This window comes from Methylobacterium phyllostachyos (assembly GCF_900103445.1).
GTDB lineage: Bacteria > Pseudomonadota > Alphaproteobacteria > Rhizobiales > Beijerinckiaceae > Methylobacterium > Methylobacterium phyllostachyos.
Genome location: NZ_FNHS01000005.1, coordinates 220230 through 234279 on the forward strand (window position 1 = coordinate 220230; position 14050 = coordinate 234279).

General features: G+C 69.1%; 18 protein-coding genes. 10 read left to right on the plus strand and 8 right to left on the minus strand.

What is annotated here, in order from left to right:
• Positions 1 to 14 precede the first annotated feature (14 nt).
• On the minus strand, positions 15 to 1055 hold the full coding sequence (locus BLQ49_RS09990) for a sensor histidine kinase (RefSeq protein WP_091715468.1): 1041 nt from the start codon (positions 1053 to 1055) through the stop codon (positions 15 to 17).
• The gene (locus tag BLQ49_RS09995; RefSeq protein ID WP_091715470.1) at positions 1048 to 2550 is read right to left on the minus strand and encodes an ATPase domain-containing protein; all 1503 of its coding nucleotides are present in this window, start codon (positions 2548 to 2550) and stop codon (positions 1048 to 1050) included. Before BLQ49_RS09995 ends, BLQ49_RS09990 begins: the two co-directional genes overlap by 8 nt.
• 426 nt (positions 2551 to 2976) lie before the next feature.
• Here BLQ49_RS09995 and BLQ49_RS10000 point away from each other — a divergent pair, with 426 nt between their 5' ends.
• The 3 genes from BLQ49_RS10000 to BLQ49_RS10010 all read left to right on the plus strand — a co-directional run bounded on the left by BLQ49_RS10000 (position 2977) and on the right by BLQ49_RS10010 (position 4714).
• Complete coding sequence (locus BLQ49_RS10000; RefSeq protein WP_091715471.1) at positions 2977 to 3183, plus strand: hypothetical protein; 207 nt, start codon at positions 2977 to 2979, stop codon at positions 3181 to 3183.
• A 570-nt stretch (positions 3184 to 3753) separates the two neighbouring features.
• Complete coding sequence (locus BLQ49_RS10005) at positions 3754 to 4041, plus strand: hypothetical protein (protein ID WP_244507529.1); 288 nt, start codon at positions 3754 to 3756, stop codon at positions 4039 to 4041.
• Positions 4042 to 4288: 247 nt separating this feature from the next.
• Positions 4289 to 4714 carry a hypothetical protein gene (locus BLQ49_RS10010; protein ID WP_091715474.1) on the plus strand — a complete coding sequence of 142 codons (426 nt, stop codon included), beginning with the start codon at positions 4289 to 4291 and terminating at the stop codon, positions 4712 to 4714.
• Positions 4715 to 5268: 554 nt separating this feature from the next.
• Here the strand turns inward: BLQ49_RS10010 and BLQ49_RS10015 are convergent.
• The 4 genes from BLQ49_RS10015 to BLQ49_RS10030 form a co-directional block, all read right to left on the minus strand.
• A complete protein-coding gene (locus BLQ49_RS10015) occupies positions 5269 to 5484 on the minus strand; it encodes a hypothetical protein (RefSeq protein ID WP_091715476.1) in 216 nt (71 codons plus the stop codon).
• A 10-nt stretch (positions 5485 to 5494) separates the two neighbouring features.
• Complete coding sequence (locus tag BLQ49_RS10020) at positions 5495 to 5896, minus strand: thiol-disulfide oxidoreductase DCC family protein (protein ID WP_091715478.1); 402 nt, start codon at positions 5894 to 5896, stop codon at positions 5495 to 5497.
• A 43-nt stretch (positions 5897 to 5939) separates the two neighbouring features.
• The gene (locus tag BLQ49_RS10025) at positions 5940 to 6392 is read right to left on the minus strand and encodes an anaerobic typically selenocysteine-containing protein (protein ID WP_091715479.1); all 453 of its coding nucleotides are present in this window, start codon (positions 6390 to 6392) and stop codon (positions 5940 to 5942) included.
• A gap of 134 nt (positions 6393 to 6526) precedes the next feature.
• A complete protein-coding gene (locus tag BLQ49_RS10030; protein WP_244507530.1) occupies positions 6527 to 7948 on the minus strand; it encodes a glycoside hydrolase family protein in 1422 nt (473 codons plus the stop codon).
• A 331-nt stretch (positions 7949 to 8279) separates the two neighbouring features.
• Between BLQ49_RS10030 and BLQ49_RS10035 the strand changes: the two genes are divergently transcribed.
• Positions 8280 to 8561: a hypothetical protein gene (locus tag BLQ49_RS10035; protein ID WP_091715483.1), complete on the plus strand. Its 282-nt coding sequence runs from the start codon at positions 8280 to 8282 to the stop codon at positions 8559 to 8561.
• Positions 8562 to 8611: 50 nt separating this feature from the next.
• Here BLQ49_RS10035 and BLQ49_RS10040 read toward each other — a convergent pair whose 3' ends face one another.
• Positions 8612 to 9478: a Crp/Fnr family transcriptional regulator gene (locus tag BLQ49_RS10040; RefSeq protein WP_244507531.1), complete on the minus strand. Its 867-nt coding sequence runs from the start codon at positions 9476 to 9478 to the stop codon at positions 8612 to 8614.
• A gap of 452 nt (positions 9479 to 9930) precedes the next feature.
• On the opposite strand from BLQ49_RS10040, the gene BLQ49_RS10045 reads away from it, so the two are divergent.
• Both BLQ49_RS10045 and BLQ49_RS10050 read left to right on the plus strand, forming a co-directional pair.
• Positions 9931 to 10788, plus strand: a complete 858-nt coding sequence (locus BLQ49_RS10045) for a manganese catalase family protein (protein WP_091715486.1) — start codon at positions 9931 to 9933, stop codon at positions 10786 to 10788.
• A gap of 123 nt (positions 10789 to 10911) precedes the next feature.
• Complete coding sequence (locus BLQ49_RS10050) at positions 10912 to 11229, plus strand: metal-sensitive transcriptional regulator (protein WP_091715487.1); 318 nt, start codon at positions 10912 to 10914, stop codon at positions 11227 to 11229.
• Between the two features lie 25 nt (positions 11230 to 11254).
• Here the strand turns inward: BLQ49_RS10050 and BLQ49_RS10055 are convergent, their stop codons facing one another.
• Positions 11255 to 11500 (minus strand): hypothetical protein, encoded by a 246-nt coding sequence (locus BLQ49_RS10055; RefSeq protein WP_091715489.1) that lies wholly within the window; start codon positions 11498 to 11500, stop codon positions 11255 to 11257.
• Positions 11501 to 11796: 296 nt separating this feature from the next.
• Here BLQ49_RS10055 and BLQ49_RS10060 point away from each other — a divergent pair, with 296 nt between their 5' ends.
• The 4 genes from BLQ49_RS10060 (at position 11797) to BLQ49_RS10075 (ending at position 14045) form a co-directional block, all read left to right on the plus strand.
• Positions 11797 to 12546 (plus strand): sigma-70 family RNA polymerase sigma factor, encoded by a 750-nt coding sequence (locus tag BLQ49_RS10060; protein ID WP_091715491.1) that lies wholly within the window; start codon positions 11797 to 11799, stop codon positions 12544 to 12546.
• Between the two features lie 88 nt (positions 12547 to 12634).
• Positions 12635 to 13015 (plus strand): energy transducer TonB family protein, encoded by a 381-nt coding sequence (locus BLQ49_RS10065; protein ID WP_091715492.1) that lies wholly within the window; start codon positions 12635 to 12637, stop codon positions 13013 to 13015.
• A gap of 336 nt (positions 13016 to 13351) precedes the next feature.
• Complete coding sequence (locus BLQ49_RS10070) at positions 13352 to 13573, plus strand: hypothetical protein (protein ID WP_091715494.1); 222 nt, start codon at positions 13352 to 13354, stop codon at positions 13571 to 13573.
• Between the two features lie 262 nt (positions 13574 to 13835).
• Positions 13836 to 14045: a hypothetical protein gene (locus BLQ49_RS10075; protein ID WP_091715496.1), complete on the plus strand. Its 210-nt coding sequence runs from the start codon at positions 13836 to 13838 to the stop codon at positions 14043 to 14045.
• The last annotated feature ends 5 nt before the right edge of the window (positions 14046 to 14050 follow it).

Genomic DNA, 14050 nt, shown 5'->3' on the forward strand with positions numbered 1-14050 from the left:
GCACGTCCGCGGACTCAATAGGCGGGGACGATCCGCTGATCCGGCAGCGGCGCGCGCATGGTGAAATGCAGGCCGACGGGCTCGTAGGCGAAGGCGATGTCCGCCTCGCACTGGAGCTTCAGCACGCGCTGGAGCAGGGTCGAGCCGAAGCCCTTTCGGGTCGGCGGTTCCACCACCGGGCCGCCGCGCTCAGTCCAGTCGAGGGACAGCACCTGCCGGTCGGCCTCCTGCTCGACGCTCCAGCGGATCTCGATCCGGCCCTCGGGAACCGACAGGGCCCCGTGCTTGGCGGCGTTCGTCGTCAATTCGTGGATCGCCATCCCGGTCGGGACCGCCAGGTCGCCGACGAGATCGACCCGCGGCCCTACGAGCGTGATCCGGGAGCCCTCGGTGTCGTTGTAGGGCCCGAGTTCGGCCACCAGCATGTCGCGCAGGGGCGCCTGCTGCCAGTAATCCTCGGTCAGCAGGTTGTGCGTCTTCGCGAGCGAGATCACCCGCGCCGAGAACGCGGCGTAGAAGGCATCGACGGTCGTCGCCGAACGGGCCGAGGCTCCGAGCAGCGCCTGCACGGTCGCCAGCGTGTTCTTCACCCGGTGGTGCAACTCGCGGATCAAGAGCGTCTGCCGCTCCGCCGTGCGCTCACGCTCCGCGAGGTAGAGCCGCGCCTGATGCTGCCGCCGCATGGCGCGCAGGCCCGCGCGCGCCGCCGTGACCAGGGTCGCCGGGTGAAACGGCCGCTCGAGGACGCTGACATTGCCCAGCATGTCGGTGAGGGCGCCGCGCGGCTGCGCGTTGCGCTGCGTCAGCAGGATGAACGGGAAGTCGGACCAGGGCGGCTGCCGGGCGATCCAATCCGCCAGCGCCTGCCGGTTCGAGGAGGACAGCGCCTCTTCAGTCAGGATCGCGCACCCCGCCGTGTCGAGGCGCGCCACCAGCGCGTCGAGCGATCCGCAGATCTCCGTGGCGATCTGCTCCTCGGCCAGGATGGTCGCGGCGACGGCGCTGTCGCGTCCGAGCGGTGCGAAGATCAGGGTCGGCCGTTCCGCCTCAGGCATCGCGGTCGCCGGCAGGCAGAAGCGACGACCGCTGACCCTCGAATGTCGGCACGCCGGTCATGACCCCCCGGAACTGATGGAGCGGTTCGCCGACGCGAATACCCCCCGCCTCGATCCGCAACTCCCGGATCGTGTCCTCGTGGCCGCCGGTCCGCTTCTTCACGACCGAGATCGCCCGCCGCAGCCGGCCCTCGGCCTCGAAGGCGCGGAACAGCAGGACCGTGTCGCTGAGGTAGGTCAGGTCGACGGTCGATCCCATCGTCCCGATCATGCCGTGCTGCGCCAGGATCAGCAGCGTGATCACGCCCTGCTGGTTCAGGTAGGTCAGCAGTTCGTGCATCTGCAGGAGGAGGTAATTCTCCTCCGGCATGGCGTTGTGGTAGCCGGTCAGGGAATCGATCACGACGGTCCGGACGCCCACTTGCTCGACCGCGTTCTGCACCATGTCGGCGAGTTCGCCGGGCGAGACTTCCGCCGGATCGATCTGTTCGACCCGCAGGTGGCCGGAGGCGATCGCGTCCTCCAGCGGCAGGCCGAGCCCGCGGGCCCGGCGGCGGAGGACGCTCGTGGTCTCGTCGAAGCTGAGAACCAGCACCTTCTCGCCCCGGGCCACGGCCGCCGATACGCTCATCAGCGCCAGCGTCGACTTGCCGACGCCGGAGGGGCCGATCAGCATCGTGCTGGTGCCACGGTCGAGGCCGCCGCCGAGCAGGAGATCGAGTTCGGGGTTTCCGGTGCTGCAGCGCTCCTCCGCGAACGTGCCGACATGCTCGGCCGCGACGAGCCTGGGGAACACCGTGAGGCCGCCGCGCCGGATCAGATAATCGTGATATCCGCCCCGGAACGGCGTCCCGCGCATCTTGATCACGCGCAGGCGCCGCCGCTCGCCGCCATACAGGGGTGCGAGCTGCTCCAGCCGGATTACCGCATGGCTGAGGCTGTGCAGGTTGAGGTCGTCCGTCTCGGCGGTCAGGTCGTCGAGGAACAGGGCGGTGGTGTTCTGGATGAGCAGGAAGCTGCGCAGCGCGTGGACCTGCCTGCGGTAGCGCAGCGACCCCTCCGACAGGAGCCGGATCTCCGACAGGCTGTCGAACACGACCCGCTGCGGCTTGACCCGCTCGATCTCGGCGATCGCGATCCGCACGGTCTCGCCGAGTTCGAGGTCGGACGAATGCACGAGGCTCTGCTGCTGTTTCGGATCCATGCTGAGTTCGGGCGGGACGAGTTCGAAGATCTCGATTCCGTCCAGGGACCAGCCATGGCGCTCGGCGACGTTCAGCAGCTCGCGCCGGCTCTCGGACAGCGTGATGTACAGGCAGCGCTCCCCGCGCATCACGCCTTCGAGAAGGAACTGTATCGCCAGCGTGGTCTTGCCGGCACCGGGCCGTCCCTCGACGAGGTGCGAACGCTGCGCGGCGTAGCCGCCGGCCAGGATGTGATCGAGGCCGGTCACACCGGTGGAGACCGGCGCGGCGTCGTGATCGCTCGATGCCATCTGGGTGTCCTTGCCGTCCCAAGACGGCCGTTGATCACCGTCTCCACGCGCCGCCACGGATGAAACCCGGAGGCAGGGCGTAGCCTGGTACACGAACTCCTCACAAGGACATAACGGGGTCCAACCGAGAGCAAGACGCGGAGCCCCTCGCGGAGGCGCCTCGCCATGCCCGGAGCGCCGCATGCCTCCGGCGAAGCCGACCCTCGCTTGTACGTCCGCGCGGATCGGCCCCGAGGCAGGCGGCGGGCCGATGCCCGGCTTTCTGATGCGCGTGGCCGGTACCCGAAAGGTGGCGTTTACCATTCGGGGTTCAGCGCTGGGGGTCAGATGCGCGTGGCGCTGTCGCCCACAGCATCGTGCGGCGGCGTACGGATCGTTCCCGAGGGCGCCCCGTTGGGGTGAGCGAAGCCGTTTGGAGAACCGACGATGTGTCCGGCCCGGAAACCGACACCCGCCCGGTTCGTCGCCAACCCGCATGTCCTGACCGCGGCGCCGTGGCAAAGCTTTCGGGCCGCCAACGACAACATGCGCCTGGACAGGGCGGCCGCCATCGTCGTCGCGATCGGTCAAGCCAGCGCGGCGCTCGCCGGCATCAGCGGGCTCGTCGCGGTCGCCCTCATGATCGCCCGCTGAGGACGGGCGTCGCGACGCGACCCGGGCGCGCGGACGCCCGGACCGCGTCCGCGGACCTGTCGCCCCGGTTCAGGAACCGGGATGCCGCAGGCGGCCGGGTCCGCCCGTCGCCGTGAGCGGTTGTCCACGCCCGCAGGCCGCTCTCCACATCCCTGAGGCGCCGGACGGGCATCACTGCATGGTTCTTGCGTCCGACTAGGCGTCGGGCCTTCGCCCGATCTCCATGCCCGCCCCGCGGTCATCTCCCCCCTCAGCCGGAGGGGCGGGCGTGGATCCCCGATCGCGGATCCCGGTTCGGTACCGGTCGTACCGCAACGATGCCGGGCGGAGCGGGCCGTCGCCGGCGCGAAAGCCGGGGGCGGAACGCTTGAACTCGCCTGCCTGGGCTGTTTTTATTGCAACCAGGCCCGTATGCGGCGATCAAGTCCCGCGAAAACGGGCCGTCCGCGGCGTGCTTCGGCCCTGGTCTTGCCGGAGACATCGGTCGTTCCGAAGCCGGGCAGATCCGCACCGGGCACCAGAGGCGAAGGGCTCAGGCAGATGACGGGAGCCGGCGGGGGGCCAGACAAGATGGCTGAGGTCGCCGGTCTGGCGGCCGCGATCGCCGATCGCATCCTCGAACAGCACGAGGCGGGGACGTCGATCCCACCCGAGCAGTTCCGGATGCTCGTGCGCGCGGCCCGGATGCTTCTGGACAACGACGTGCCGTGGCCGCCTTCCGTGGAGCACGTCGTGATGGAGGTCGCCCGGCGGCTGCAGGATGTCGAGGGGCCATCCGCCCAGCCTGCGCCGGGGCCGAAAGGCGACGATGTCGTCGTGGGTCTGACGCGGGCGTTCGGTGCATCCAAGCGGCCGTGACCCGGCGGGGGTGAGGGCCGACCGGGCGTGATCGCTCCCCGTCCACCCTGGGGCCGTGGCACAGCCGCCATGGGCGTGTCCCGATGGAGCAAAGTCCGGCGGATGTTCGTTGCGGTCGTCGAGGGGCGGCACCGCGTCCCCGCTATCGCAGCGCTCGGGCGGGTGCATCGCGGCTGTCCGCCTCCCGCGGGCGGCGCATCGCGACGGCGACCTCCGGGCTGAGGGGGTGCGTCAGGAGGTTGGCCGGTTGGCTCATTGGATCGCGATCGCCGCCGCTGCAGGCGCGGCGGCCTGGGTGACCTGCGGATCCGCATGGGCCACCTCCGACATCACGATCGCGGCGATCGCGACAGGCCGGCTCTACGTCGTCGGCAGCACCGATCAGCCGCACACGCCCGTGGTGCTGGATGGCCAGTTCCGCACGGAATCCGACGACCAGGGCAAGTTCCAGTACGAGTTGGTCTACCATCCGTCCCGCTGCATCGTCTCGGCGATGATCGCGGGCGAAGCCCACGAGGCAGTGGTCGGCAATTGCGGGGGATCCTGCGCGCTGCCTCCGTCCGGCACTGTCGGAAAGCCCCCCGTCTCGGGCCGGACACCGCAATCCGCGACGCCCGCGATCACGCATCCCCCGCTGCCGCCGCAAAGGCCGAGCTCCGGCCTCGGCACCTGAGCGGGGACCGGTTCACCGGCGGCTGGCGCGATCGATCGTCTCAGGAAAGCCGTACGCGCTTTGGGATGTGGGCGAACGAGGCCCGTCCGATGGCCGTCTCGAATCTCGAGCGCCAGGCCGGAGCGTGGGGCAGGCCGGCTACACGCCCGTCTGGCGGATCAGCGGAGGCCTAGCGGCTGCGTGCGTGCGGGTCGCGGACGGCACCCGCGGCGGCGGCGCTGAGCGCGGCGCTGATCACGACGAGGAGACCGGCAGAGATCATGGAACAGGCCCCTTTGTATCAAGCGAACCAGCGCCCGTGATAGTTAATATTCCATTAAATGGTACTGAACTCGACCCAACAATTTAACAAACGCGAACGATTCATAGAGCTGTGCTTGAGCCCCAGCCAGTCGCAGGCGCGGCTCGTCAACAGCGAAGCGCAGTCTTGTTTGTCGGCTGGGGCATCCCGGTGCGGGATCGAACACGCCCGCGCCGGAGAGGGAGCCGCTGCCGGCGGACCGTGCGTGGATTGGCAAGGGACTGGCTCCGGCTGTCGAGCAGATGCCGGTGCGTCAGAGCCACCGCTCGTCGAGATCCGTGGCGTTCCGCTCGGCCAGGGGCTGCGTGTCATCACCCTCGGCGAAGATTACGATATCGCCGGGGCCGACATCGCGGCTGGCGTAGAAGTCCCAGCGGCGATGAATCACCCGAGGGCCGCCGAAGATCCGGACGGCGTTCCAGTAGCGGTCGTCGCGGAAGCCGACATAATGGACGCAGCGCGTCGTCATCGGCCGTCCGTCAAGGTCGCCGCGCGACCAGCCGCGCCAGGCGCGGCCGCAGGGGCAGCGAGAGGCGGTAGGCCAGCTCGGCGATCGTCAGCACGGGGCGGCGGCCGAGCACGTGCAGGTCGAGCAGCCGGCCGAGCCACCGCCATCCGGGCAGCGTCCGCCACAGGCGGGCGAAGGCGGCGGCGCCGGACAGCACCCGCCCGTCCGGCGCACGCACGTGGAAGCGCCGCAGGGCTGCCCCACGATCGAGTCCGGGCCCGAGCGCCTGCGCGGGTGCCGTGCGCCCGACATCAACGAAGGCGATCCGGTCGGCCCCCGCACAACCGCGGTAATGGTCGATCTCGGCGCGGCAGAGCGGGCAGTCCCCGTCGTAGAAGACCTCGAGCCCCGCTCCCGATGCGTCGTCGCTCATGGCGGTTCCGAACCTCCCGAAATCCCGGCCGGCGCCTGTGCTCTCAATTGGCCGGCGGAACCAGGACCAGCTTGCCCTTGAACGGGGCATCTTCCGCGCGGGTGCTGGTGCAGGCGTACTCCTCCTGCCCCGCCTTCATCGTGCGCAGGCGCAGCGTGCCCTGGCCGTTCTGCTTGACAGTGTAGCCCTTCTCGCTGGCTACATGGATCAGATCGCCGTCCGCGTGCAGAACCAGGCCGTTCTCGAACTGCCCGGGGGCGGTCAGCGTGACCGGCGCGTTGGCGGTGCTGACGATGTGCAGCGCGATGTTCGTGTCGGCCGGCAGGCGGAGCTCGGCGGGGGCGCAGACCGGCTTGCCGTCCTTGAGGCTGATGCTCAGTTCCACGGGCGGCATCGCATCGCTCGCCGGGGGCGGCAGCGGCTTGCCCTGGGCGAAGGCCGGCCCGGCGGCAAGACAGGCGACGAGGGCCGCCGCACCACGCGAAAGAGTCAGCATCAGGGGCGTCTCCGGGACAGGGACTCGGCGGCAGCCGCCGGGCATCCTCGGAAAGGCGATGCGCTCCGCGGTGTTCCCGGGCGCAACGCCGCACCGGGGCATCCCGGAGGCCGGACCCGGCGACGTCGCGGCTCTCAATCGAGGGCGTAGCCGAGCAGGCCCTCGGTCGCCTGCCCCTCGCAATGGGGGTCGGTCGATGCGAAGTGATCCCGGCCGCCGGACAGGCAGCGGAAGATCGGGTGGCTGCCGGTGTGCGGCGCTTCGTAGAGGTAGCCGGTCTGCCCCAGCGGGGTCCGGCCCTCGCAATGCGGATCGCGGCTGAGGAAGTGGTCCGTGCCGGCCGCGCAGCTCATCAGCGCGGCGGTGCCCGGCTTCGGAAGGAGGAACAGCGCGCCGAGGGCGGGCTCCATCGTGTAGCCCGGGGCGATGTAGCCGGTCGTGACCCAGTGGCCGCCCGGTCCGAACGCCCGCTTCAGCGGCGCCCGGTCCGCGGCGCGCGTCTCGGTCGCGACGGCGATCCGCCACGTGCCCGGATAGGGATCGCCCCCCGAGAAGTAGACGGTGATGCTCGGCAGGAACGGCGTGAGGTTGCCCGAGGGGTCGCGCTGGAAGCCGGGGCTGTGATTGAGATAGAAGCCGGTCACATCCGTGTTGAGATAGCCGGCCGGGCTCCACGTGGCGGGGGTGCCGCTGAGCAGGGCTTTCAGCGGCATCCGGAACAGACCCATCTGGAAGGTCTCGCGGTCGGGATTGCGGGCCGTGTCCTTGCAGGCGACCTGCCGGCAATCGCGCCCCGGCAGGCCGGTGATCACGTAGATGTCGCCCGAGGACGGGTCGTAGGCGAAATCGGAATTCGGGTTGATGGTCGCGCCGTCGGCGGTACGGTTGGGCACGCGGATCGGCGGGTCGAAATGCACCGCGTCCGCCGTGCGGCGCACGTAGAGATCGCCGAACCCCGCGACGCCCTGCGGGCCGGTCAGATCGGTGGTGAACACGAGCAGGCTGGACCGGCCGTCGAGGTTGACGGTCGCCGGCTGCCCGGCGCCGTAAGTGCCCTGCGCGACGGCCGGGTTGAGCGGGGCGATGACCGGCTCTGGGTAATCGATCCAGGTCACCTTGTCGTTGGAGAAGGCCAGGCCGGTCTGGTTGTTATGCCCCGGCAGGTTGTCCGACCCCGAATAGTACATCGCGTAGGCATAGGTCCGGCCGTCCGTAGGGTTGCGGAACGCGCCCTTGATGACGCTCGGATCGCAGACATACTGGTGGTTCCAGGATCCGGGCGTGGGCTGGAAGACGACCTGCGCCGGCGAGAGCCCGGCTTGCCGGCTCGACGTGCGGTGGAAGATCACGTCGGTCTTGCCCTGCCCGCACCACCAGATGTCCGTCGTCCCGCCCTCGGTGATCACGCTCGGCGCGTAGTTGTACCCACTCGGATTGGCCTCGTTGATGAACAGGGCCTGCGCCTCCGGCCCCTGCCAGCCGGCCTGCGCCGCAGGGAACGCCAGGGTGGCGACGGCGGCCCCGATGCGGGCGGCGGATGACAGGCTGAGTTTCACGACGATCCCTGCTCCGCGCGGTCGATCACCCGGGGTTCGGGTCGGCAGCAGCCCCCGGGATTGGTGTGGAGGAGCCGGTTATATCGCGGCACGGTCGTGTGCCCAGCGATGGGACGCCGGCCGGAGAGCCCTCACGCCGCGGGGTGCCTCGCCGCCCGGCCTCGCGACCGCGCGGCGGTGTCACACAATGCCGCCATCATTGGTACGTAAGTCCCTGTTTCATCATAGAAATTGCGCGGATGGCAGGGGCCCGCGCGCCGCGCCGGCAGAGTCTCGGTCCGGGCCTCGTGCCGCAGCCGCCGCGATCATCCGTTGAAGGGACGGTGCGGACGTGAATTCGACAGCCCTGTTCACGATGGTGAGCCTCGTCCTCGGCTGGGCCGTGCTGGCCGGTGCCGCGCTAGCGAGCGGCCGGCTGCCGACCTTCGCGTTCCTGATCCTGTCGCTGACCGCGCTCTACCTCTACGTGCCCTGGGTGCGGCTGCGTGCCGGCGGCATCGACGGCTCCAGCAGGCCGGTCCGCTTCTGGACGAATGTCGCCATGCTGATCGTCAGCGTGGCGGCCTGCCTCGCCCTCGGGGTGATGCTCGCCCGGCGGATGGGGGTCCTGTAAGCGGCGCCGGAGCTTCCCGGCTCGACGCTCCGGGGGCAGCCCCGGGCGGATCAGACGGGAACGGCGCTGGTTTCCAGATAGGCGGGATCGAACTGCGCCAACCGTTCCAGTCGCGGGCGGTCGAGGAGCGTCAGTCGTCCGCCGTGCAGGTGGATCAGCCGGCTGTCGCGCAGGCTCTTCAGCACCCGGTTGACGTGAACGGAGGTCAGCCCCAGCGCGTCGGCGAAATCGCTCTGCGTGATCCGCATCTCGAAACTGTCCCCGATGACCAGCCCCACCGCTGCGAGCCGCCAGTGCAACTCACACAGCAGGTGGGCCATCCGCTCGATGCCGACGCGTCGGCCGAGGCTGACAATCCACTCGCGCGCGATGGCCTCCTCACGGCGCAGACGACGGTTGAGGGCGTCGGTCAGATCGTGATGATCGAGGGCGGCGATCCGTGCCAGCGGGATTTCGCCCACCGTGCAGCGGGTGAGCGTGTTGACCGCATAGTCGGCGCGTTGCGCAAGGATCGCCTCTGGATCGCAGATGTCGCCCGGGATCAGGATCGCGGTGATCTGCCGGCGGCCATCCCGCAGTACCCGGTTGCGGCAGGCCTGACCCGCCAGGAGCAGGTGGGCGAGATCGGGCAGCAGCAGATCCTGCTGCTTGGGGATCGACCGCTCCCGCATGGGGAGGTCGAACCTCCGCGCGAAACCCTCGGGGCTGGCGGGGTGGACCGTCGGGAAGTCGGTCAGCCCGTTGATCTGGGCGGTGAGCATCGATGCACTCCAAGCCGTTGACGATGCACCCCAGGCTTGCATGCGCAGCGGAAACTGACGCATCTTGGAGTATAAGCCTGCCAAACGTGTTTCGACCACCGTGAGTTGAAAATATTCGATCGCGCCGCACGCGCGCGAACCGACAAACCTGGCCAATCCGCTTGCGCGTCAGGTCGATCATCTGTGGCTGCGCTTGATGGATTGGTCCCCGCCGCCGGGGGCGTCCTCTCTGCTCGGGCTTCGCGGGGCGTCACGTGCGAACGGCCGTCGATAGACCTGCGGCCGAAGGGCCCAGATTTCCGGTGCGAAAGCCCCGTCCGGCGACGGGACATTAACATGGATTGAGACGTCTTAACTTGAGTTATAAAACCGTCGAGCCCGATTTTATCAGAGAAAAATTAAATTTTTGGCCGCTTCACCGCTGATTTATCAGCAGAAAATCAAATTTCGCGCGGATTAATCGCTCTAAATCTGCCCATCGACTGAACCGAGGTCCCGAAGCCGGGTTGGACAGGGTGCGAGGCCCGATGCTCCCATGGAGTACGGGACCTACGGCCGATCGTGCGGTGAGCTTGAGCGCGCCGTGCCTCTCACGAGGGACAGACATTATGTACTATCACGACAAGCGCCTGCAGTACCCGGTCAAGGTCGAAAGCCCCGATCCCGTCTATGCCCGCATGCTCCAGCAGGCGATCGGCGGCATCGAGGGCGAGATTCGCGTCGCCTTCCAGTACTTCTTCCAGGCCTGGGGCAACCGCGCTCCGACCACCAAGTACCGCGACATGCTCCTCCACACGGCCACCGAGGAAATCGGCCATATCGAGATGCTGGCGACCGCGGTGGCGATGAACCTCGAAAACGCCCCCACCAAGGTTCAGGAAGCCGGCGCGGCCGACGCCATCGTGGGCGCCGTCATGGGCGGCGAGAACCCGCGCCACATGGTTGAGGGCATGCTGCACCGGCACCTGCTCTCCACCGGCATGGCGGCCTTCCCGGCCAATTGCGACGGTGTGCCGTTCGACATGAGCCACATCTACGCCAGCGGCAACATCGCGGCCGACATGTACTGCAACGTCGCTGCCGAGAGCACGGGGCGTGTCCTGGCGACCCGCCTGTACAACGCCACCAATGATCCCGGCATGCGCGACATGTGGAGCTTCCTCATCGCCCGCGACACGATGCACCAGCAGCAATGGCTGGCGGTGATCGAGGAACTGGGCGGCGACGCCGGCACCCTGCCGATCCCGAACTCCTTCCCGCAGGAGAAGGAGAACCAGAAGTTCAACTACAACTTCTTCGCGACCGCCGCGGACGGTTCGCCGCCCCCGGCCGGCCGCTGGACGGAAGGCGCCGCGATGGACGGCAAGGGCCAGTTCAGCGTGGTGCAGAACCAGCCGATGGGCGAGGAGCCGGTGCTCGGTCCGGCCCGTCCCGACAGCGGGGCCGAGACCCAGCAGATCGGGTAACGGCACGGTGCTCCGGCCCGCTCGACGCGCCAGCGCGCCGGAGCACTCCTCCCCCGAGGCGCGCCGGGCCCGGCCCATCCAGGTCGACCCCCGGCGCGGATCAGACAGGCAGGTCCCAGAGCGGTGACAAACGGCACCTTCGTCGATGGTTGTGTCCTGCTCGCCCGTACCGACGCGGAGCGCGCGCCCCTCGTCCGGCGGCTGGGGCGCATCGAGGGGCAGATCCGGGGCCTGCGGGCGATGGTCGAGGCGGACCGGTACTGCCTCGACGAGATCCAGCAGGTCCGGGCCGCCACCGCGGCCTTGCGCGAGGTGGCGCTCCTCCTCATCGGTCAACACCTTGAGGCGGGTCTGGCCCTGGCGACCGAGCCGCAGGATCGCGAGGCGGTGCTGGAGGATCTCCGGCGGGTCCTGCGGGCCGCCATGGCGGAGACGCGGTAGGATTTGGTGGTTCCGGCCGCCGGTCTCAGTGCCGGGTCAGCGTCGCGACAACCGCATCCTGCTCGACCGTCTCGGAGAAGCGGGCGAGCCGGCTGAGGCTCGGTTCGCTCAAGCCCCCGGCATGGGCGAAGGTGGTCAGCGCGATGCCGACCAGGAACCGCGCCTCGTCGGCGGTCACGGCCCGCCCGCTCAGCGTGCTGGCTGCGCCGCGCAGCGCAAGGACGGCCTGCTGGAAGGCCGGGTCGTTTTCGAGGTCCGATAAGCGGGTCATGCCTGGGGTTCCGGATTCGGCGTGCGGTCATCTCGGCACGGTCGAGCTTGAAGGGTCACCGCGATGATCTTCCGCCCGGGTCGGCAGATACGCCGCAGTGCGGGATAGATTTGCGGTGCTGACATCCCTCGAAAACCGTTCCGAAATCACGAGTTTCGTCCTCGATTATCAGCCGGTACATCATGGATCAATCGTAAGATCTCGATTTCGGCTGATCCATGTTGCGGCATCGGTTTGGGGATCAGGGACTAATGGGCGGACCGATGCTCTTAATTCATCTCAGGTGATCGGCTGTCATGCTTCAACACGCGACTGACGGTGAGACACTCACCCCGCAGGTGCCCCGGCTCCCGGGCAGCGTCCAGTCTCATCTGGGCCATCTGCTCGCGGCGACCTATGCCCAGGATGCGATCGAGCCGACCATCGCGGACCGCTTCGCCGACCTCCTGAAGCTGCTGGACGCGGCCTTCGGCAGGGCCCAGGACGGCCACGAGGCGGCGTTCCAGACCTCCCTGCTGCGCATGGTGCCGAACCTTCAACGCTTCGCGCGCTCGCTGCTGCGCAACCATGTCGGGGCCGACGACCTCCTTCAGAACACGCTGCTGCGAGCGTGGCGCTCGCGGGCCAGCTTCGCGCCGGGCACGAACCTGGAGGCGTGGCTGTTCACGATCATGCGCAACCAGTTCTACAACGAGCACCGCAAGCGCGGCCGCGAGGTGCAGGACGAGGATGGCGCGCAGGCGGAGCGGATGGTCTCGCTCCCCGAGCAGGGGGGCCACCTCGACCTGAGCGACGTGCGCGCCGCCCTCGACCGGCTCGCGCCCATGATGCGGCAGGCGCTGGTGCTCGTGGCGATCGAGAACCTCACCTACGAGGAGACAGCCGCAGTCATGCGGTGCCGGATCGGCACCGTGAAGAGCCGGGTCTGGCGGGCGCGGACCCAGCTCGCCGAGATGCTGGGCTATACCGGCCTGGAGGTCGGCACCGACGAGGTCATGCTGGCCGCGGCCGGGCCACGGGGCCGGAGACCCGCCACCGTCTCCTGAGCGCGACGCGTTTCGGGGGTCGCGTCAGGCAACCTTGCACGCGTAGGATGATGCAACCGTCACGCGCGCCAGGAGCCGCCGTTCCCGCATGCCGTCGCTTGTTCCCGCCCGCTGGACCCTCCTTCTCGGTTTGCTTCTGGTCGCCTGCGCGTCTGCCGTCCGGGCGATGCCCGGACCTGCGGCGCGGGCTTGGCTCTCGGACCTCGTCATGCGGATCGATGCCGCGGATCGGGCCGAGCGGCGGACAGGGTCCGGGCGGCGGGCCGGCACCGTTGTCGTCCATGTGGAGATCGCCACCGACGGGGCCTTGCAGCTTGCCGAGATCGAGCGCAGCTCGGGCTCGCCGGCGCTCGATCAGCGGGCTCTGCGCGCCGTCAGGGGCGTCGGCCCGCTCTCCGCGCCGCCGGCCGGCCTCGTGGGAAGCGCGGGCGTGGCCGACCTGAGCATCCCTGTCGAACTCGGCCGCTGAGTGCGCGGCGGGTCAGCGTGATGACGATCACGCCCGAACCGAAGCAGGACGCCACGCGCAGCAGGATGCCGGCCCGTTCCCGCACCCAAAACCGCCTCCCGAAGCTCGAGCGATCCTGGGCTGATCCGCTGGTGCGCCAGTGGCGCGGGGATCGCAGTGCTGCGTCTGGGCAGCGGAGGATCGGGCCCGCCCCACGTCGGTCGGTGCGCGTGCGAATCCGATCGAACATCGATGTCATCAATATGAGCTATCGATCCAATCTGTTTGGATCATGTTGCTGTGCAGCGTAAATATCCCTCGACGCCGGGCAGGACCCGGCCATTGAGAGGATTGATCATGACCCTTCGCACCTTTGTTCTCGCCGCCCTCATCGCCGCTCCGACAGCCGGCACGGCCCTGGCCGACGAGGCCCTCACCCTGACGCCGCCGCTCTACCGCGAGCAGGCGCGGACCACGGCCGCGACGCGCCCGACCTCCGAGCTCGCGACGGTTCCGCGCCTCGTCCCGGCCTCGCCGACCGCCCGGCGGGTCGTCGCGACGGCGGTGCCGGCCCGCTGATGCCGGCGCGGCCGATGAGCCGCCCCTGCCGGAGCAGCCGGCCCCTCTCGGACGTGCTGCGGGCGTCCCGTCCGCAGCACGCAGGCCTTCGCACAGGGCCTGTTCGCCATCCCAGCTGATTCCCGGTGTCGCCCCTCGGCCCGGCGCCCCATGCAAATATTGCATGGCCGTCCCCACCGCTCGCCGTGCATCTGGGCCATGCCCTCCGGGGACGACTCTCTTCGGCCGCAATGTGTATGCTCGGGCCAAACGGAGGATACCGATGGCCTACAGAATCTCGTTCCAGAAGGGGAAGCGGGTCAGCTTCACCAAGCTGTGGCCCTGCGATCTTGAGGCCGCCATCGCCCACGCCAAGGCTCAGCTCCCGGTTCAGAGGGCGCAGAGCGGCGCCACGTCCGTCAGCGTCGTGTGCGAGCGGACCGGCGAAGTCGTGTACACCTTCACGGAGCAGCCCGAGGCGGTCGAGTCCTGATCTGT